The sequence below is a fragment of the Noviherbaspirillum massiliense JC206 genome (genome assembly GCF_000312045.1).
Classification (GTDB): domain Bacteria; phylum Pseudomonadota; class Gammaproteobacteria; order Burkholderiales; family Burkholderiaceae_D; genus Noviherbaspirillum; species Noviherbaspirillum massiliense.
The window spans coordinates 481,696-500,683 of the sequence record NZ_HE978635.1 but is presented as its reverse complement, the minus strand read 5'-3'; the positions used below and the strand labels follow the sequence as shown (position 1 = coordinate 500,683).

Annotated in this window: 15 protein-coding genes; 4 read left to right on the top strand and 11 right to left on the bottom strand. The window is 57.5% G+C overall.

All coding sequences use genetic code 11. The features are described from left to right. Positions 1-5: 5 nt before the first annotated feature. From HGHM_RS21805 to HGHM_RS17860, 7 genes are all read right to left on the bottom strand, one after another. Positions 6-3,908: an AMP-binding protein gene (locus HGHM_RS21805; protein WP_019142938.1), complete on the bottom strand. Its 3,903-nt coding sequence runs from the start codon at positions 3,906-3,908 to the stop codon at positions 6-8. Between the two features lie 34 nt (positions 3,909-3,942). After that, entirely contained in the window at positions 3,943-5,367 is a 1,425-nt protein-coding gene (locus HGHM_RS17885) for an aminotransferase class I/II-fold pyridoxal phosphate-dependent enzyme (RefSeq protein ID WP_019142937.1), read from the bottom strand. A 53-nt stretch (positions 5,368-5,420) separates the two neighbouring features. Continuing rightward, on the bottom strand, positions 5,421-8,411 hold the full coding sequence (locus HGHM_RS22425) for a bifunctional diguanylate cyclase/phosphodiesterase (RefSeq protein ID WP_019142936.1): 2,991 nt from the start codon (positions 8,409-8,411) through the stop codon (positions 5,421-5,423). A gap of 360 nt (positions 8,412-8,771) precedes the next feature. Then, the gene (locus HGHM_RS17875; protein ID WP_019142935.1) at positions 8,772-9,104 is read right to left on the bottom strand and encodes a thioredoxin family protein; all 333 of its coding nucleotides are present in this window, start codon (positions 9,102-9,104) and stop codon (positions 8,772-8,774) included. Between the two features lie 117 nt (positions 9,105-9,221). Next, positions 9,222-10,520, bottom strand: coding sequence for an RNA polymerase sigma factor (locus tag HGHM_RS17870; protein ID WP_026076175.1), 1,299 nt, complete (start codon positions 10,518-10,520; stop codon positions 9,222-9,224). Positions 10,521-10,532: 12 nt separating this feature from the next. Continuing rightward, on the bottom strand, positions 10,533-10,946 hold the full coding sequence (locus HGHM_RS17865) for a VOC family protein (RefSeq protein ID WP_019142933.1): 414 nt from the start codon (positions 10,944-10,946) through the stop codon (positions 10,533-10,535). Positions 10,947-10,975: 29 nt separating this feature from the next. Continuing rightward, a complete protein-coding gene (locus HGHM_RS17860) occupies positions 10,976-11,419 on the bottom strand; it encodes a YciI family protein (protein WP_019142932.1) in 444 nt (147 codons plus the stop codon). Between the two features lie 338 nt (positions 11,420-11,757). On the opposite strand from HGHM_RS17860, the gene HGHM_RS23890 reads away from it, so the two are divergent. Next, on the top strand, positions 11,758-11,949 hold the full coding sequence (locus HGHM_RS23890) for a lipoprotein (RefSeq protein ID WP_019142931.1): 192 nt from the start codon (positions 11,758-11,760) through the stop codon (positions 11,947-11,949). Between the two features lie 27 nt (positions 11,950-11,976). Here HGHM_RS23890 and HGHM_RS17850 read toward each other — a convergent pair whose 3' ends face one another. Beyond that, positions 11,977-12,246, bottom strand: a complete 270-nt coding sequence (locus tag HGHM_RS17850; RefSeq protein ID WP_026076174.1) for a WGR domain-containing protein — start codon at positions 12,244-12,246, stop codon at positions 11,977-11,979. Positions 12,247-12,333: 87 nt separating this feature from the next. After that, positions 12,334-13,305, bottom strand: coding sequence for a prolyl aminopeptidase (pip, locus tag HGHM_RS17845; RefSeq protein WP_019142929.1), 972 nt, complete (start codon positions 13,303-13,305; stop codon positions 12,334-12,336). Positions 13,306-13,482: 177 nt separating this feature from the next. Here pip and HGHM_RS17840 point away from each other — a divergent pair, with 177 nt between their 5' ends. Then, complete coding sequence (locus HGHM_RS17840; protein ID WP_019142928.1) at positions 13,483-14,028, top strand: hypothetical protein; 546 nt, start codon at positions 13,483-13,485, stop codon at positions 14,026-14,028. A 3-nt stretch (positions 14,029-14,031) separates the two neighbouring features. Here HGHM_RS17840 and HGHM_RS17835 read toward each other — a convergent pair whose 3' ends face one another. Together HGHM_RS17835 and HGHM_RS17830 are read right to left on the bottom strand one after the other, a co-directional pair. Beyond that, entirely contained in the window at positions 14,032-14,382 is a 351-nt protein-coding gene (locus HGHM_RS17835; RefSeq protein ID WP_019142927.1) for a hypothetical protein, read from the bottom strand. Between the two features lie 11 nt (positions 14,383-14,393). Continuing rightward, positions 14,394-15,356, bottom strand: coding sequence for an alpha/beta hydrolase (locus HGHM_RS17830; protein ID WP_019142926.1), 963 nt, complete (start codon positions 15,354-15,356; stop codon positions 14,394-14,396). A 343-nt stretch (positions 15,357-15,699) separates the two neighbouring features. Here HGHM_RS17830 and HGHM_RS17825 point away from each other — a divergent pair, with 343 nt between their 5' ends. Together HGHM_RS17825 and HGHM_RS17820 are read left to right on the top strand one after the other, a co-directional pair. After that, positions 15,700-17,271: a glycine betaine ABC transporter substrate-binding protein gene (locus HGHM_RS17825; protein WP_019142924.1), complete on the top strand. Its 1,572-nt coding sequence runs from the start codon at positions 15,700-15,702 to the stop codon at positions 17,269-17,271. A gap of 164 nt (positions 17,272-17,435) precedes the next feature. Continuing rightward, complete coding sequence (locus HGHM_RS17820; protein WP_019142923.1) at positions 17,436-18,977, top strand: MFS transporter; 1,542 nt, start codon at positions 17,436-17,438, stop codon at positions 18,975-18,977. The last annotated feature ends 11 nt before the right edge of the window (positions 18,978-18,988 follow it).

Below are 18,988 nucleotides of genomic sequence, written 5' to 3'. Positions count from 1 at the left end.
ATAGATCAATTTGCTGCGCTTGATCTACTGGCATCAATATACGGTGCCAAGTCGTTGATAGTCTGATACTCATACACAATTTCCGGATTGAGGCTTAGCCCAATTCGTCGCTCTATTTCCACGGTCAGGGCTACCGCCCCCAAGGAATCCATTCCCATCTGGCTGAATGGCATGTCGTAATCAAGCTTGTCGAGCTTTCGTCTTTTCTCGGCGTACAGCCACTTGAGAACGCAATCATGAATGATGTGCTTTGTTGATTGTTCCTGCACCGTATCAGAATGCATGCCGCCGCCGAACACGGCCGACTTGTTCTCCGGACTGTCTGATGCCTGAACAATGGAATTTCCCGGTTGAATGGAAGAAGCATTCGCAATGCCCGCGTGCCATCTGAATGGATCCTCAGCCGAGGCATCCGGCTCGCGGCGCAACAAGCTGTCCACCCCGTGCTCCTCCCCGGCCATTTTTTGTTCCACATCGCCGATCGCTGCCTGATATTGCTTAACAACGCGTAGCAGCCCAGTCGAAGCAAGGATTGGCCGATCATCTGCGTACCAGCGGACAGCACTCTGCAGAAGATCCGAAAAACGTCTTTTCGCCCACAAGACCGCTTGCAAAGAGCCATGTACTCCGTGCTCGTCCTGATGCCGCTTTCTAGTCGCAGCAAATACGATCGCCGCAGTGGCCAGTTGTCCAACCTGGAACTGGATCCATTGCTCTGCAGCGGCTTCGCTCTGAAACAGCAATGACGCTTTGTTCGCATTGGTCCGAATCTCGTCGATCGCCTGCCGAAGCGCATCCGCAGCCTCCAGCGAATTGAGTGTCGTAGCCATAAAATCTACTACCGCGTGGCTCTGTCGCATCACGCTGGCACCAAGATGCATGCAAAGAGTTTCAGTAGGTCCTTCAAAAATTCTCAACACTCTGGCATCGCGCAGCAGTTGTGGGGCCAAATTTGATTCAACATATCCACGCCCGCCCAGTAGTTGAATGAGCCGGTCAGCCGCTTCACCCAGCAGCTCCGGGCCTGAAGTCTTGCATGCGATGTACGCTTCGGCTGGAACATCTTCTCCACGGTCTATTAGTGCGGCGATCTCATGAACGAGGGACTCCATTGCATAAATCGCAGAAGCCAATTCGTCCAGCCTCGTCAGAGTCACTGGATTATTGGCCAGCAGTCCGGTAGAAACCGTACGGTTCATCGCATAGCGCATCATCAACTGGGCACATCGCTTCATTGCTCCAACGCTGACAGCGCCAATGCCAAGGCGGCTGAACATCATGGCATCCTGTGCGACTGCCATTCCTTCACCCACTTCGGCAAGCAAAGCACTATCCGGGACGAAGGCATTGTTGAGATGAATCGTGTTCTGCACAATTCCGCGCACGCCCATGGTAAGAGACTCTGTTCCTTGCGACAGCCCCGGCGTATTCTCCGGGACGGCCAAGGCAACGGTACCCAGCGGCATTCCCTCCGAATCCTGGGCTTTCGCAAATACCGTCAGCATGCCTGCCCATGCTCCGAGCCCAATCCATTGCTTTTCCGCGCTTACCAGCCATCCGCCGGCCACCCTGACTGCGCTCGCTTTCATGGCAAGCGGATTTGACCCGGCAGCGGGCTCTGTCAGCGCGAAAGCTGCAAGCTCCCGACCCGCGGCAAGACCTGGCAGGATTTGCTCCTTCATCGTCTCGCTAGCAGACTTTAGTATCGGGCGTATGCCAAGACCGTTGTGGATGCCGACGAGCAGAGCGAGAGTAAGATCCACGCCTGCCAACTGCTCCAGGACGCGCAACAAATCAGTGGTTGTCAGCTCGCACCCGCCAAATCGTCTTGGCACTTGAAGCCCGAAGAATCCATGATTGCCGAGATCCAGGACTACATAAGGTGGAACGGTCCGGCGCTCGTCCATCATCCGAGAGTTGAGGCGCCGCTCGGCATAATCGCGAAACCACATGATCATCGAGTCTGCGCTTGCCCTGCTCCGTTGGCTGTCAGGTTTTGAAGAGGCGGCAATAGCAAGAGTACGATCGTCCATACCCTTTTCCGCGCAGGCACTCGCCACCGGCATCTCTTTGGCCGGCACCGGAACATCATGGGGAGCAGACGAAAAGGACTCCCTGCGATCTAAAATACTTCCAGAGGTGACATAAACGATATCCAGTTCCCCGTTCAATGCCATTTGCCTGCATCTGAGCCTTTGTACTTTGCCGCTGGATGTTCTGGGAAAAGTGCCCGGCTTCACGAAAACAATCGTTGACACAGAAACATCGAACTGTTCGGCGACAACCTTGCAAATATTGCTGGCAAGCAGATCGATTTTTGCCAGGTATTCGTTTTTGATACGGGCTTGGCCTTCCTTGTCCGCCGCCTGTTTTTGTTCAAGGTGCGCGGCACGCATCAAGCTTCGATTCGCTTCTGCCACGATTGCCAATCCTTCCCGGTTATCAATTTCGACCGAAAAAGCCGCGGCCATGTTGGGCTCTATGAAGTCAATCGACTGCTCGATGACCTGTTCGATGTCCTGCGGATATATATTCCTCCCATTGACGATGATGAGATCTTTCAGGCGTCCCGTAATGAACAGTTCCCCGTCTTTGACAAATCCAAGATCTCCCGTCCTGAGATACGGTCCGCTTCCGCTCTCCGACAAGCGAGCCCGGAACACCTTCTCCGTTTCTTCGGGCCGGTTCCAGTAACCTTGGGCAACGCTGCTGCCTGCAATCCATATTTCACCAACCCGGCGACGGGAACAGGGCAGGCAAGTCTCGGGATCTACGACAACAACGGACATGTCCGCCGGAATTTGGCCACAACTTACAATATGGCGGGCGTCGTTGCCGTCCGATGAAACCGGGCTGATCTGATTTCCTTCCAGAGCCGATTTGCTGGCAGCCAGTACGACGGGCGGCCTTTGGGCCGGGCCACCGGAAACAAACAGCGTCGCTTCTGCCATGCCGTAACAGGGAAACAGCGCATCCTGCCTCAAGCCACAGACAGCGAACGCATCATAAAAACGGCGAAGCGTATCTGCTCTGACTGGCTCAGATCCGTTATAGGCCACGGTGAGACAACTAAGGTCCAACCCCTTCTTCTGATCATCGGACACCCGATCAATGCAGTAGTCCCAGCCGAAGTTCGGAGCCCCAGCGCACGTTCCCCTGTATTTCGATATCGCTTCCAGCCACTGGAACGGATTTTTCAAGAAGGTGTTCGGCGACATAAAGACACTGTGAAACCCCACATAAAGCGGAGACAGAACACCACCGACAAGTCCCATGTCGTGAAAGAGAGGCAGCCAGCCAACCATCACGCTGTTGTTGGAAAATCGAAACGCTTCCTGGATTGCCCGCACATTGCTGACGATATTTTGGTGCGTAACCACCACTCCTTTCGGAGTTCCTATGGAGCCAGATGTATATTGAAGAAAAGCGATCCCCTCGTTCGCCGCAGGCGGAAGCTCTTTACTTTCTCGTGGGACGCCGACCGCATCAGTAGCCATGCATACACGATGCGCCAGATCTTCCGATGAATAGCTTAACCTGACGGACTGGATGCAATCCTGCGTGGTCAGAATAAGCAGTGGATCCGCATCCTTCAAGATCGCGGTCAAGCGCTGAGAAGAGCGGGCCTTGCGGGGCAATGTCGCCGGGACAGCGACAATGCCGGCATAGAGGCAGCCGAGGTATGCCTTGATGAATTCCAGGCCGGACGGATACAGCAGCAAGGCTCTGCTACCTTTTTCAGCACAATAGAGCAGTCTTCCAGCAAGTTCCCGCGCCTGATCGTAAAGCTCCTTGAAACTGATCTCGTCTATCTTGCCGTCATCGCGAAGAAATGTATAAATGACCTTGTCCGGCGATGACTCTGCATGAATTCGAAGCTGTTCGGTAATGGTCGGAAGATGGCTCATCAGGCGTCCTGTTTTATTATTGCAGCCCACCCAGTCATTTCGGAGAGGCTGCGTCCATGATTTTCAACATATTCCGGGCTTGGCCTATTGCTTCCCTTATTACGGCAGCCGCCCGCTTGGCTTGCTGCACATTGTGGTTCGCCATTACCTGCATGCGAAGGCGCGAAGCGCCAATTGGCACGCCTGGAAATTCAACCTGGTTGGCAAATACCGATTGCTCGAAGATCAGCCGCCCTACGAGCCTCGAAATCTTTTCGCTGCCGATAAGAACCGGCACTATCGGGGATGGTTCACCCAGACATGAAATGCCGGCTGATGCAAGCTCGTTGCGCAAGGCTCGTACGTTTCTCGTCAGGTCTGCGCGCAGTTCCTCCCCCTCAGCGGAGCGGATAATGTTCACGCACTCCAAAACCACTGCCGCCTGCAAAGGTGAAAGAGCATTCGAGAACATGTGAGGACCGCCAAATAATTTTATATATTGCTTGACCGCTTCCGAATGAGTCGCGAGGAAACCGCCATTCGATGCAAAAGATTTCGAGAATGCCCCCATTACCAGGTCGACTTCACCGAGCATCTTCTGCATTCCGATGCAGCCAGTGCCGCCAGGACCCATGGCCCCCAGGTCATGCGCAACGTCTACCAACAAAATGGCGTCATGTTCACGACAAATCGACTGCAGTTTGGGGATGTCCGGCATGTCAGAATCCATGCTGAATAGCCCTTCGGTGATAACGAGAATGCCATGTTGAGCATCCCGAACGCGTATGTCCTTCAAAACCTGCCGAACATGCTCGATATCCAGATGCCGGGTAGTACATATATTCTGGGTGGCCGCAGCTGCACCCTGCTTTAATGACGCATGCGCCAACTGGTCGATCACGACATGGTCATCTGGACGAACCAAGGCACTGATGGCCCCGAAGCCTGCGCCCCATCCAGTCGGAAACAGAACGATATGTTCCATTTGCAGGAGATCGGCCAAGGCTTCTTCCAGAGCCAGCGAAAGCCTGGTATTGCCGAGCAACACGGCCGATCCTGCACTATGAGGGCCGTAATCCCGCAGGGCCCTCGTCGCCGCCTCCACAATTGCGGGATGGGAAGCGAGCGATAGGTAATCCTGTGATGCGAAATTGATGCCGCGCGCCTTGGCACCCTTTTCATCATGGATTGTAGCGATCGCATGCGGCGGACCTTCAAGCGAGCGGGAATACTGCCAGACGCCGTGCTTACCACGTGTTTCGCGCCATTGGTTGAGTGGCTCTGTCCTCTTCAGCAAATGTGGGCCGGCCAGGAGGGAAAACTGGGCAGTGGAGCCGGACAGCGCACCGCTCCGGGCCAAGCCCTCGTAATCAAATTCTGAAAATGCAGATAAGAAAATGTTTTCATTTTCCGGGCCGGTATCGGTGTTCGGATAAGTCACTGCAAAATGTGGATCGCCCATCTTCTTCTCACCTTCCATTCCGGTATAAGCCGGTCGGGTCTTCTTCTGCCAACAATTACGGCACATAGCCCTTAGGCCATGCTCTCCTTGACGTGCAGTAGATTCGTTTCGTTCGTCAAACTCAATTTTTGTCTCTTCAACATTGCAGCAACTCCGTAGGAAGCCAGGGGTCGGCTAAACAAAAACCCCTGCATCTGATCGCACTTCATCTTCCGCAGGCTTGCCAGTTGTTGCTCAGTCTCGACAGCTTCGGCGATGACTGTCAGGTTCATGCTATGCGCCATCGCAATGATGGCTTCTGCAATTGAATAGGAGTTTTCTTCGTGCGAGGTGTCTTCCAGTCGCTTCACAAATGAGCCATCCATCTTGAGGATATCCAAGGGAAGCTCACTTAAATAGCTCAGGCTTGAATAGCCGGTTCCAAAATCATCGATTGATATCTTGATCCCGATTGCCCTTAGCTCGGAAATGACTTTCCTGCTAAAGAGCAGGTCTTCCATGAGAAGTCCTTCTGTAATTTCCAAATCCACATAAGTGGGATCGATGCCAGTTTCCGAAATGATTTCGCGGATGCTTGCAACTAGCCGGGGATGCTTCAACTGCCGTGCCGAGAGATTGACGGCGATCTTTATGGGGGAGAATCCTTCACTCCGCCATGCCACCATTTGCGCACATGCTGTCTTCAGTACCCATTCGCCAATAGGAATGATGAGCCCTGTTTCCTCGGCAAGTGGAATGAACTGGGCAGGCGCTATGAATCCCAACTCCGGATGCTGCCATCTTATGAGAGCTTCGACGCCGATTATCCTATTCGTCTTGATGTCGACCTGAGGCTGGTATTGCAGAAACAGCTCGTCGCGATAAAGTGCGCGCCTTAACTGGTTCTTCAGCGTTAGACGCTCAATCGCCATCCCGGTCATGTCTTGTGAATAAACTTCATAATTATTCTGCCCCGAACTCTTCGCCCGGAGCATTGCAAGATCGGCCTTCTTCAGCAAGCTGTCGATATGAATGTCCTGAACCGGGAACAGGATGATCCCGATACCGACGCTCAAAAAGCATTCGGTTTCATTTAGAACCAGCGGTTCAGATAACGCATCGATGATCTTCTGTGCGACCACACAGGCGTCTCTCTCATCTATCACGTCCTCAAGGATGATGCTGAATGCATCGCCATCCCAACGTGAAACGGTATCGCAGTCGCGCAAGCAGTCCTTGATGCGCCCGGCAACCTGCACGAGGGCAAGATCCCCATTTTCATATCCCAACGCGTCATTAAGTTCCTTGAACTTGTTGATGTCCAGGCTCATCAGAGCAATCATGTGATGGCTCCGTATCGAGCGATGCATTGCATGGCTCAGGCGGTCGCGGAAAATGTGGCGGTTGGGAAGGCCGGTCAATGCATCGTACTGAGCAGGGGATATACGCCTGGATTTATTTTCCATCTGGCCCGTGATTTCACGGAAATTTCCTACGGCGCCCCACACGTTCCCTTGGTTGTCCCGGAGAGGCTTTGCACTGAAGCTCAGCCAGACAGGCGCAGCACTAAATGGCGCCCGCACGTAAATTTCGGCATTGTCGACGCTCTGCCCTCGTAAGGCCTGATTGAGCGGAATCATGTCGACCGGGTACGGCGTTACTTGATCAGGCAGGAACAATCCATATGAATCCTGGTTCTGGTTCAAGGACTGCCGAGTGACAAATGGAATAAAGGTTCGCGCTGCAGCATTGGCAAACAGGCACTCTCCATCTTTGTCTACAAGCACAACGCTGTCCGGTATGCAATCCAGAACCGACTGCAGGTCATGAGGATGAAGCGGATGTGCATGTCCAAGCTTTCGCCCTTCTGCATCCAGGTCGGCCGGAATGGACGTGCTTGCATCAGGATCTTCGTGGTGTCGCTCTACAACGTAATGGCAATTGGCTGTGTCGCTGTCACTGAAGAGAACGACGCGGTTCCGTCCGCTGGACTTGGCTTGGTACAGAGCCTGATCGGCCCAGGCAATCAGTTGGGAGACAGTGTCACCGGGACGGAATTCCGAGATCCCAATGGAAACCGTGACCGTCAGATTCCTGGCTATTTCTGAAAAATCAATCTGTTCCGTACTGATCCGAACCCTTTCAGCTAGCGCCTGTGCTTCATCAAGCATTGTCTGCGGCAGCATCAACAGGAATTCTTCCCCTCCATACCGACCGAAGCAATCTATTGCCCGGATTTTGCTCTGAACGGTATCCGCAAAGACCTTTAGAACCCGGTCGCCAACCGAGTGACCGTAGGTGTCGTTGATCCGCTTGAAGTGGTCGATATCCAGCAGGCATATGCAAAACGAGTTGCCAGTCCGGTTCGCCAGGGTCTTCTCGTCCTCGATCAGTTTGATGAGGTGGCGGCGGTTATTGGTGCCGGTCAGTTCGTCGCGGATGGCCAGTTCCTGAATGGTGTTCAACGCACGCTCGAGCTTGATGAAGCCTTGGGTCTTGGCTTGCTCGAAAAGCAAAGCGAAAATCGCAACCACCATGAACAGGCCCAGAGTGCATAGCGTTTGCAGCAACAAGGTATTGGCAATCGGCGCTGGGTCCGCGGCAAAACCGTTCACCTCGAGCAGATAAATGGTGATGAGCGAGCAGGAACTCATCAGCAGCCAGAAGATACCAGTCGCGACTCCGCCCAATAGCATTGCCACAAGGGGGCAGACGATCAGCCACGCGGCGGTAGGAGCCATGACGCCGCCGAGGTGGTAGCTCAACCAGGAAAAATTGAAGAAGACGGCACTGACAAAGACCGCTTCAGCCACTCTGATGCTGCCTGTCGCCTTAAGTATGAAAGGTGCACTCATCATCACGGCGCAACAAAGCAAAATTACGTAGCTCGCTGGTGTGAAGCCGAGCAGATGGTAGACGAACGCGTAGAACGGGCCGGATATGGCAGCGATGATAGTGGCGCTGACAATGTTCTGGGAACGTGACAGTTCGAGCGGCTTGTGCTGTAAGCGCTCGGGAACGAACCAGTGTAAAACCGAAACGTACTTCTTCAAGGCCGGAGCGACAGCGATGCCCTTAAACATTTTTGTCTCCTGCTTTCGTGGAATTCGACGGTGTAGAAGCGAAAAATTTTTTTAAGTGCAGCTTCTTAACTTGGCACACCGATGATTTATTTATGCTTGCTTGTAATTCTTTTTATACGGTTAACACTCTGTAATTTCTTCTAAGCAATATAAAATAACTTGTAACCCGATGTTACGCAATGGCACGTTTAGGGGGCTGCCTGGAAAGCAACGTCATTGCCTTTATGGCAATAACTGTTACGCGGAATGGGACTTTAAAGGCCGCACAGAACTGAAGGGCGTTGCTTGGCTGAAAAGATGTGGATGAGCTGGCTAGGGCGGAAGTACCGAGAATCAGTAGAAAAGATGAGTGCTGAGGGTTTAGCTGGCGGCGTCGATCCGTGCCAGCGCTTCGCGAATCATCTCTGCATCCGTCGGGCGAACCAGCCGCTCGACTTCCCTGCCCCGGTCCAGGAATATCAGTGTGGGCCAAAGCTTGACCCTGAATGAACGACCCAGCGGCCGGCCCTTGCCATCCTCAATCTTGATGTGGCGTACCCCGGGATGGTGGGCGAAGGCGGAAGCCAGCAGTGGCTGAGCCGCCTGACAATAGCCGCACCAGGGCGCGCCGAATTCGAGTACCGTCGGACTGTCGAGCGTATCGATTTCTGCGCGCGTCGGCTCAATCGATGCATAGGTGGTGTTCATCGCCATATCAGTTTTCTTGCCCAAGGGATGTTTTCCAGAAAGACCGACTCTTCAGGATCGCGTCTGCAGGAGAAATACTACAAGTTTATCGGTATGCACGCCGATGCAGCCTTACCCGAAGCGTCATTTCGGATCGGGCGTGGGCGGGCTGGATATGCATGCCTGCGCGCGCTTTAGCAACAGTTCACGTTCGCGTGCATTGTGCGTGAGCGCTGCTGCACGCTCGAACTCTGCGCGAGCTTCGTCATGGCGGCCGAGTCTTGCCAGAAAGTCTCCCCGTACACTCGGCAAGAGGTGGTAGTGACGCAGTTGCCGGTCTGCGGCGAGTCCCTCGAGAATTTCCAGTCCGGCTGCCGGACCGTGCGCCATCCCCACTGCAACCGCACGATTGAGTTCTACCACAGGCGACGGCGCAATCCCGGCTAGCGCGTCATACAAGTCCGCAATGCGCTTCCAGTCGGTTTCCTCTGCAGTGCGCGCTCTCGCGTGGCAGGCAGCAATGGCCGCTTGCAAGACGTAGCTACCGGGGTTCGCATCGAGCGTCTGGGCGCGTTTCAGCGCCGCCAACCCGCGGCGTATGAGGAGATGATCCCAGCGCGCACGGTTCTGGTCCAGCAAGAGAATGGGCTCACCATCCGGCCCGGTGCGTGCGCCAAGCCGCGATGCCTGGATTTCCATGAGCGCAATCAGGCCATGAACTTCCGGTTCCTGCGGCATGAGTTCGGCCAGAATGCGGCCGAGCCGCAGTGCTTCCTCGCAGAGCGCCGGCCGCGTCCACGCATTCCCCGCGGTTGCCGCATAGCCTTCATTGAAGATCAGGTAAATCACGCCGAGCACCGACGACAGGCGGGCAGCCAGTTCGCCCGCCCGCGGTATCTCGAAGGGCACGCGCGCATCGGCGAGCGTCTTCTTGGCCCGGACAATGCGCTGGGCCACGGTAGGTTCCGACACGAGGAAGGCACGGGCAATCTCTTGCGTCGTCAACCCGCCGAGCAGGCGCAGGGTGAGTGCCACTTGCGCCTCACTGGACAGCACGGGGTGGCAGGCGACGAACATCAGCCGCAAGAGATCGTCGCCGATGTCCTTGCCGATCGACCGCTCGATGGCTTCGGCAAGATCCGCTTCCGCCAACTCATGCTGCACTTCGAGTTCCCGGCCCAGTTCTTCATGCTTGCGTTCCAGCAGCTTCTTCCGGCGCAGATAGTCGATCGCGCGATGTTTGGCCGCGGCCATGAGCCAGGCGCCAGGATTGTCCGGGATGCCCGACTGCGGCCATTGCTCGAGCGCCGTGACGAGCGCATCCTGCGCCAGTTCCTCCGCGAGACCGACATCACGCAGGATGCGCGCAAGGCCGGCGATGATCTTGGCGGATTCGATCCGCCAGACCGCCTCGACCACTCGATGCGCAGGAGACGCTGCCATGCCGCCTGGACCTTACTGCACCACGTTGATCATCCAGGACACGCCAAAGCGGTCGGCAACCATGCCGAAGCGCGGGGAAAAGAAGGTCTTCGACAGAGGCATCTGCACCTGCCCTCCGTCAGCCAGAGCGGTGAACAGGCGCTCGGCCTGGGCCTCGTCAGTCACCTGGATCGACAGCGAAAAACCCTGGAAGCTCGGCCGCCCGTGGCAATAGCCATCGGATGCCATCACAGTTGTCTCGCCGATGCGCAGGCTCGCATGCATCACCTTGTTTTCGGAACCGGCCGCAAGCGTGCCGGGCGGTGGCGGCTCCGGGCTATCCTTGACGCGCATGAGCATCTCCACTTCCGCGCCAAGCGCTTCGCGATAGAACGTGACTGCTTCTTCGCAACGGCCGTCAAAGACCAGATAGGGTTGGACTTGCATGATATCTCCTCTAGAGTTTGATTTCGGTTTCAACGCTGCCCGGTTTTAGCGACTTCGGCCGATTGCGCCCGTAGCCGCTCTTCCTGCTGCCTGAGCTCGGGCGTGAACTCATCGCCAAAATCCTCGGCTTCAAATACCTGGCGCAGTTCCAGTTCAACCTCGCCATCGGCGTCGGAAGCCGGCCAGCGCTTGACCCATTCGAGCGCTTCTTCCTTCGATCTCGCCTGAATCATGGTGAAGCCCGCAATCAATTCCTTCGCTTCGGTGAATGGACCGTCGATCACGGTCGGTTTTCCCTTGGAAAACTTGATCCGTGCCCCTTTCGAACTCGGCTGCAAGCCTTCGCCTGCAAGCATCACGCCGGCTTTTACCAGTTCTTCGTTGTACTTCATCATGTCGGCCAGGAGCTGCTCGCTCGGCATCACGCCGGCCTCGGTGTCCTTGTCGGCCTTCCGTATGATCATGAATCTCATCGTCCTTTCTCCTTTGCTGAGTAACGGGTGGGAAGCCGGGTGGCCCGCTGGTTCCGACCGGCTTCCCGGATGCGGAGACTGTTTTCACTCTCCATTTGCACGACGAATGAGGAATAGCGAAATCGACAGGCCAGTATCGCTTTATTGTAAATATTTGTTAAGGCTGGGCAACGGCATCCCGTTGCGGAGGAGCGAAGCGAGTGCAGGCCCCTTGATTTTCCACAAGGAGCGTGGCGGCACCGGCCGTGCGCTTGATGCGCCGCAACCAATGTTTCACCACCTCTTGCTCATCGCACGCTCATGCGTAAATTTGCGGATTATTTTGTGGAGAACAGATCATGAAACGCTTCATCTTCCCGCTGCTTGTCCTCGCCATGCTTGCAGGATGCGCCGATGATCCTTCGGAACCCTATGGAATTTCGCACGCAAGAAAGGCCGCACGGAGCAGCCCACAATCCGACGGCAGCTCCGCGCCCGTTGAACTGCAGGCTGCGAAGGCAAGTCTGCTTCGGGGAACCGGGCAGTATTAAGAAGGCGGACTGTCCGGGAAAGCAGCCTCAGCAGGGCATGTAGCCGAGCTTCATCTGTTTTTTCGTGATCGTATCGAGCAAGGCGAGGCCGACGGTCTGGCTTTCCACCATCGTCTGCTTGCGCCCTACCCGACCGTCAGTCTTGTCCTTCCAGGAACGGGTGAGCATCCAGTCGCCGAGCAGATCCTGGCTCAGTTCGATGCAATACAAGCGCTTGGAAGTCGCAAGATTCACGCGCAAGGCAGCAGTGATGGGAATGGGGAGAGGCCGGGTAACGGTATCTGCTTGGTCGATCATGATGCGCAAGGATTCGGTGGCCAGGAATGTTAACCGATTCCCTGCCGCTTTGGAATGCAGGCGGCTTTTCCGCTACAAAGGTCGACGCTAGGCGAAGGCCTGGCGCAGCTTGAACTGTTCGGTTGCGCCGACCAGGGCCGCAGCAATCCCCGGTTCGCTGGCGGAATGGCCGCCAGCGGCGATCACGCGCATTCTGGCTTCCGGCCAGGCGGCGTGCAGCCGGTACGCCGTACGCGGCGGACAAACCATGTCGTAGCGCCCTTGCACGATAACTGCCGGCAGATGCCGGATACGGTCAATGTTGCGGATCAGCTGCTCTTCTTCCAGAAAGCCCCGGTGCAGGAAGTAATGCGCCTCCAGGCGTCCGAGACCAAGGGCCACCGCATCCGAACTGAAGTCCTCGATCGCCTGCGGGTTGGAAAGCAGGAAGGCACAGCTTCCTTCATAGCGGCTCCAGGCGCGGGCCGCCGGCACATACACCGCCGGATCGTCGCTGAACAGGCGCTTGGCATAGGCTTGCAGGAGATTGCCTCGCTCGGCTTCAGGAATCGGGGCGACGAATTCCGCATGCACTTCGGGATAGAACCAGCGCATGCCATGCAGGAACCAGTCGATCTCGTCCTGCGTGCACAGGAAAATCCCGCGCAGCACAAAACCGAAGCAACGCTCCGGATGGGTTTCGCCGTAAGCCAGGGCCAGCGTCGATCCCCATGAACCACCGAACACCAGCCATCGGTCGATGCCGAGCATGTGCCGGATGCGCTCTATGTCTGCAATCAGCAACTGCGTGGTGTTGTTGCGGTATTCTCCAAGCGGAGTCGACCGGCCGGCGCCGCGCTGGTCGAACAAAACAATCCGGTAATGGGCCGGATCGAAGTAGCACCGGTGCTTCGGCGACAGCCCGCCGCCCGGGCCGCCATGGAGGAACAGCACTGGTTGGCCGTCCGGGTTGCCGCACTCTTCCCAGTACAAGGTATGCAATTCATCGACGGCGAGCCGTCCGCTGCGGTAAGGTTCGATGGGAGGGAAAAGCGATGGATTGGCGGGAGCGGTACTCATGGCAAGCGGGGAATGTGCGGGAGAGAGCCACCATTCTAGCGCCGCTCGGATCCCGCTGCGTTCAGCCTGCCTCGTGCAGACATGCACCGTCTCATCAGAACATCAGTACAACTGGACTGCGCAGCGATTTGATCCTATCTTTATGCTTCTTCCGGAATCACCACCAAGACCGACCAGATGTCCCCAGCCCAAGCCTGCCAAGCGATTGCGCCGCTCTACCTGTGCAGCCACCTGGACATCCTCATCTATCTGTCGCCCTCGATCGCGCTGGCCGTGGTGATTGCACTGGTCGGGCGCAGGCATGACTTCGTGATTGTGTTTTATCTTGCCGGCACCATCTGCCATGAACTGGCACATTTTTGCGCAGGCCTCATTACCCGGGCGGAGCCGGTTTCGTTTTCAGTCATCCCGCGCCGCAGCGCCCGGGAATGGATGCTGGGATCGGTCGAGTTTGCCAACCTGCGCTGGTACAACGCCGCGCCAACCGCACTCGCGCCCTTTGCGATACTTGCGATTCCCTTCATCGTCGCCGCCTGGCGAGTCAGGCAGCCCTGGTCGTTCACCTGGGTCGACCTCGGCATCGCCTTTCTTCTCGCGCCGCAATTCCTCTCCTTCTGGCCTTCGCGCCAGGATTGGGTGCTCTCGATTGCTTCCTGGCCTTACCTGCTCATCATCGGAGGCGGATACTGGCTCTGGCTGACCCAGCCGGCATTTTTCCAGTGAGCTTTACTTCGGCGCATTGGCTTCGGCCTTGGAAGCCAGATCGGGCCGCGCGGCCTTGAGCTTGTCGAGCGCTTTTGCACAAGCCTGCACGAAGTCATTATCACCAGCCTGAAAGCTCTGTGTTTCCAGCTTGATTGCGCAGACATTCTTGGGGTTCGGATTCTTCTCCAGGGAATCGCGCCGCATCTCCACTTCACCCTGAACGCCGGCACGCTGCAGCCAGCCGACGACCATTTCCTGGGCCAGGGAAATCTGCTGCTGGATATCCTCGTTGCTGATCGGCTTGGACGTGCCTGCCGCCTGCGAAACATTCGCGCAACACAACAGCGCAGCCATCAAAATCGTCTTGTTCATGTCGAATCCTTTCATCCACTGCTTGTCCCGAGCGCCCGCGCAAGCTGCGACGCGCAAATGGCAACGGCATCATTGGCTTCATCGATCACCCTGCCCATCAGGATGAAGCCGTGGATCTGCCGTTCGAAGCAGATATGTGCGGCCCGGTTGCCGGCTTCGGTAAGGCGCTGCGCGTACATGAGACCTTCGTCGCGCAAGGGATCGTATCCTGCAGTCAGCACGAAGGCGGGCGGCAAACCACCCAGGTCTTCCCGCAGCAACGGCGATGCACGCCAGTCCAGGTCTTGCGCAGGATCGATGATGTAGTGGTCGTGGAAATAGTCAATGGTGTCGCGCGTGAGCAGATAGCCCTGGCCATTGGTCGCATGCGACGGCGCGCTGCGCCGCATGTCGGTAGCGGGATAGATCAGCAGCTGGAATGCGATGGGCAAGTTGCCTGCATCGCGGGCCGCGATGGCGACGACTGCGGCCAGGTTGCCGCCGGCGCTGTCCCCGCCTACTGCAAGCCGCTCTGCGTCGAGCCCAAGTTTGGCAGCATTGCGCCTTGCCCAGTAGGTCGCGGCAATGCAGTCCTCCACGGCAGCCGGAAAACGGTGCTCCGGTCCCATGCGGTAATCCACGGACATGACTGCGCAGCGCGCGCCATTGGCCAGTTCCCTGCACAAGGTATCATGGGTCTCGAGGTCGCCGATCACCCAGCCTCCGCCGTGAAAATAGACTAGCACCGGTAGCGATCGGGTATGGTTTGCGGCCTGCTCGGGCAGGCGCGGCCGGTACAGCCGGACGGGAATCGGACCATTCGGCCCTTCTGCCTGCAAATCCTGGACCTCGGCCACTGCCGGGGCATCCGGCTGCGTAAAGGACCGGCGCTCCCGATAGACACGCCGGGCCTCTTCCGGCGCGAGCGTATGGGTCGGCGGCACGCCGCGCTGTTCAATCAGATCGAGCAATGCACGCGCCTGTGGATGCAGCATGTGTCCTCCTGTCGTGGGATCGGAAGCGAAAACGGCAGATGCAATTCACCTGCCGCCTGGAATGTTTCGCCGGGCGTTCCAAGTGTACCGAAAAGCGGGCATGGCAAGCGCTGCTTCCGTCCGGCGGAATTGACACCGGTCATATCGCAGTTTCTTTCGGAACCGTGCCGGCCCTTGCCCCGGGAGCGCTGGTACGGTGCTCCCGGGTTGACATGGCAGCCGCCTCGCCGCGGTCGCGACATGCATAATGTTCAAGAATTAGGATGTTTCGTGAATCCATGCCCGGAAACGAGACCAGAGCACGAAGCAGATTCCTGCACCTGCCGGAGTGCCCGCGACCAAAATGACCGACCACTCACTGTTCCCGCCTCTTGCGGCGCTTGCCGCGAGATGTCCGCACACGCGGCTTCCTGCCTTGCGCGCAACTCTTTTCCTGCTGCTGGTTTTCGCCGCAATCCTGGTGCCCCGAACAGTTGGCGCCGAGGAAGTACTGAAAATCGGATCGAAGCGATTCACCGAGTCCTACATTCTTGGAGAGATCCTGGCACAGGCAAGTGCACCTTATGCGAAGTCGGCACACAAGCAGGGATTGGGTAACACGGCGATCGTGTTCGAAGCACTCAAGACCGGCGCCATCGATGTTTATCCCGAATACATCGGGACTGTTGAACGCGAAATACTGAAACATTCATCCCCTATGCCGCTCGAATCGGCAAGGCGCGAGCTGGCTGTGTTCGGGATCGGAATCGGCGTGCCGCTCGGCTTCAGCAACGGCTATGCAATCGCCATGCGGGTCGCCGATGCCGAGCGTTACGGAATCCGCACGCTCAGCGAACTGGCGCGCCACCCGGAATTGCGCCTGGGACTATCCCATGAATTTCTGGGACGGGCGGACGGGTGGCCCGGACTCGCCGGGCGTTACGGGCTGCGCAACAGGGTGACCGGGCTGGACCATGGCATCGCGTATGAAGCCTTAACCAGCGGGCAGGTGGATGCGATCGACATTTACACCACCGACGCCAGGATCGAGCGAATGCATTTATACGTCCTGCTGGACGATCTGAATTATTTCCCCCGCTACGATGCCGTGCTGTTGTACCGCCTCGACGTTCCGGCACGTTTTCCGCAAGCGTGGCAAGCGATTCAAAAGCTGGAAGGCCGGATATCGGCCAACGACATGATTCGAATGAATGCGGCAGCCGAACTGGAGGGCAAGAGTTTCTCTGCGGTTGCGGGCGCGTTTTTAGCGCAGGATCGGACGCTTCCATCCAAACCCAACGGCTTGATTGAGCAACTGTTCGACGGGAATCTCGGGCGCCTGACCCGGCAGCATGTCATGCTCGTGCTGCTGTCCGTGTCGCTCGCTGCATGCATCGGCATCCCGCTCGGCATCGTCGCTGCTTTCAAGCCGCGCCTGCGCCAGGCCATCATGGCAGTGGCTGGCGTACTCCAGACCGTACCTTCGCTTGCCCTGCTCGCCATCCTGATCCCGGTCCTGGGGACCATTGGTGCCGTACCGGCCCTGATCGCGCTGTTCCTGTATGGCCTGCTCCCCATCGTGCGCAACACTTGCACCGGCATCGAGCAGGTGCCGACCGGATTGCGGCAAGCCGCGCTGGCGCTCGGCCTTCGTCCAAGGGATACCCTGGTGCATATTGACCTGCCCTTGTCCCTGCCCTTTATCCTGGCCGGCATCAAAACCGCTGCGGTAATGAACGTGGGCACCGCGACCATCGCAGCCTTTATCGGTGCCGGCGGCTATGGCGAGCGGATCGCCACCGGTCTCGCACTCAACGACAATGCCATCCTGTTGGCCGGCGCCATCCCTGCCGCCGTGCTCGCGCTGCTGACCCAATTCCTGTTCGAACTTGTCGAACGCGTATTCCTGCGCCGGCGTTTCCATTTGAAGGACTAGGCAGAAAATGTTCCAGGCCGCATTGGCCGGCACTTCTCCCATTCGTTGCTGTCTATCGATACTGCCGCTCACCAGTGGAGGCAGGACTTCGAGCGCAAATCACCGTACTTTTTCTCTGATAACTACTGCCTCCATGCGACGAACCTTTTATCCGGACCAGTGTCGTGGACTTCCCATGCAGTGAAAAGGCGCGCCCCTGGGTCCTGACGACCACGATCCTGGCTTCCAGCATGGCCTTCATCGATGGCACGATCGTCAATGTTGCCCTGCCCGCCTTGCAGGCGCAATTCAAGGCCAACATGGCCGAGGTCCAGTGGATCGTCGAATCCTATGCCTTGCTGCTGAGCGCATTGCTGCTGGTCGGGGGAAGTGCCGGAGATCGGTTCGGGCGGCGCCGGGTGTTTTCCCTCGGAGTCAGCTTGTTTGCTGCCGCTTCGGTCTGGTGCGCGCTGGCGCCGACGCTCGCGCACTTGGTTGTCGCGCGAGCCCTGCAAGGCATCGGCGGCGCCTTGCTCGTTCCGGGCAGCCTTGCCCTCATCAGTGCCTCGTTTCCTGAAAATGTCCGCGGCAAGGCGATCGGCAGCTGGTCGGGCTATACCGCCATTACCACCGCACTTGGCCCGGTGCTCGGCGGCTTCATGATTGAGCACTGGTCCTGGCGCTACGCTTTCCTCATCAATCTGCCACTTGCTCTGCTGGTCCTGTTTCTTGCTTTCAGATACGTGCCCGAAAGCCGCAGTGCGCAGGGCGTGCAGCGCCTCGACTGGCTGGGAGCGCTGCTTGCCAGCATTGGGCTGGGATGCCTGGTCTATGGTTTGATTGCATTGCCTACGCAGGGATGGAGCGATGCCGAAACAATTGCTGCGTTTATGGCAGCGGTGCTTGCGCTCTCAGGTTTCATATTTGCCGAGGCAAGGCACCCGGCACCCATGCTGCCCTTGCACCTGTTTCGCTCCCGGAATTTTTCCGGGGCCAATCTGCTGACCCTGCTGCTCTATGCGGCCCTCGGCGGCAGCATGTTCTTCATACCGCTCGATCTGATCCAGATTCACCGCTACTCCGCCACCGCAGCAGGGGCCGTCTTCTTACCCTTGACCCTGATGATGTTCGTGCTGTCGCGCTGGGCTGGCGGCCTGGTGGACAGATATGGCGCAAAACGCCCGCTGGTCATCGGTCCCGCGATCGCTGCGCTTGGCTTCACCCTGTTTGCCGTACCCGGCGTCGGGGGCAGTTACTGGCTCACCTTCTTCCCCGCGGTGCTGGTTCTGGGCCTGGGGATGACGATCAGCGTGGCGCCGCTTACCACCACGGTCATGAACTCGGTTGACAACAAGATGGCCGGCATCGCGTCCGGAGTCAACAATGCGGTTTCACGGACTGCAGGCCTGCTGGCAATTGCAGTACTCGGCATTGCAATGACTCAGGCCTTCGGGAGCGCACTGGGCCGGCATGCCGAGCAGTCCGGCGTGCCGCCTCCGATACTGGAACAAGTCCTGGCCGAGCAATACAAGCTGGCGGCGGTCGAAATTCCTGATGAAGCGACCGAACATGACAGGCAGGCACTCGGGGAGGCAGTTTCCGACTCGTTTGTCTACGGCTTCCGCTGGGTCATGCTCGCATCGGCACTGCTTGCTCTTGGCGCAGCCTGTACTGCATGGCTCATGATAGACCGGCCAAGGGTAACGAAATCCGCGCGCCGGCCGTGACGACGGCGGCA

Coding starts and splice junctions, on each gene's coding strand:
- HGHM_RS17885 (WP_019142937.1), bottom strand. CDS start 5,367: ATGGAAGGTGAGAAGAAGATGGGCGATCCACATTTTGCAGTGACTTAT.
- HGHM_RS17830 (WP_019142926.1), bottom strand. CDS start 15,356: ATGCTGCATCCACAGGCGCGTGCATTGCTCGATCTGATTGAACAGCGC.
- HGHM_RS17865 (WP_019142933.1), bottom strand. CDS start 10,946: ATGCAAGTCCAACCCTATCTGGTCTTTGACGGCCGTTGCGAAGAAGCA.
- pip (WP_019142929.1), bottom strand. CDS start 13,305: ATGAGTACCGCTCCCGCCAATCCATCGCTTTTCCCTCCCATCGAACCT.
- HGHM_RS17870 (WP_026076175.1), bottom strand. CDS start 10,520: ATGGCAGCGTCTCCTGCGCATCGAGTGGTCGAGGCGGTCTGGCGGATC.
- HGHM_RS23890 (WP_019142931.1), top strand. CDS start 11,758: ATGAAACGCTTCATCTTCCCGCTGCTTGTCCTCGCCATGCTTGCAGGA.
- HGHM_RS21805 (WP_019142938.1), bottom strand. CDS start 3,908: ATGAGCCATCTTCCGACCATTACCGAACAGCTTCGAATTCATGCAGAG.
- HGHM_RS17860 (WP_019142932.1), bottom strand. CDS start 11,419: ATGAGATTCATGATCATACGGAAGGCCGACAAGGACACCGAGGCCGGC.
- HGHM_RS17840 (WP_019142928.1), top strand. CDS start 13,483: ATGTCCCCAGCCCAAGCCTGCCAAGCGATTGCGCCGCTCTACCTGTGC.
- HGHM_RS17825 (WP_019142924.1), top strand. CDS start 15,700: ATGACCGACCACTCACTGTTCCCGCCTCTTGCGGCGCTTGCCGCGAGA.
- HGHM_RS17875 (WP_019142935.1), bottom strand. CDS start 9,104: ATGGCGATGAACACCACCTATGCATCGATTGAGCCGACGCGCGCAGAA.
- HGHM_RS17850 (WP_026076174.1), bottom strand. CDS start 12,246: ATGATCGACCAAGCAGATACCGTTACCCGGCCTCTCCCCATTCCCATC.
- HGHM_RS22425 (WP_019142936.1), bottom strand. CDS start 8,411: ATGTTTAAGGGCATCGCTGTCGCTCCGGCCTTGAAGAAGTACGTTTCG.
- HGHM_RS17835 (WP_019142927.1), bottom strand. CDS start 14,382: ATGAACAAGACGATTTTGATGGCTGCGCTGTTGTGTTGCGCGAATGTT.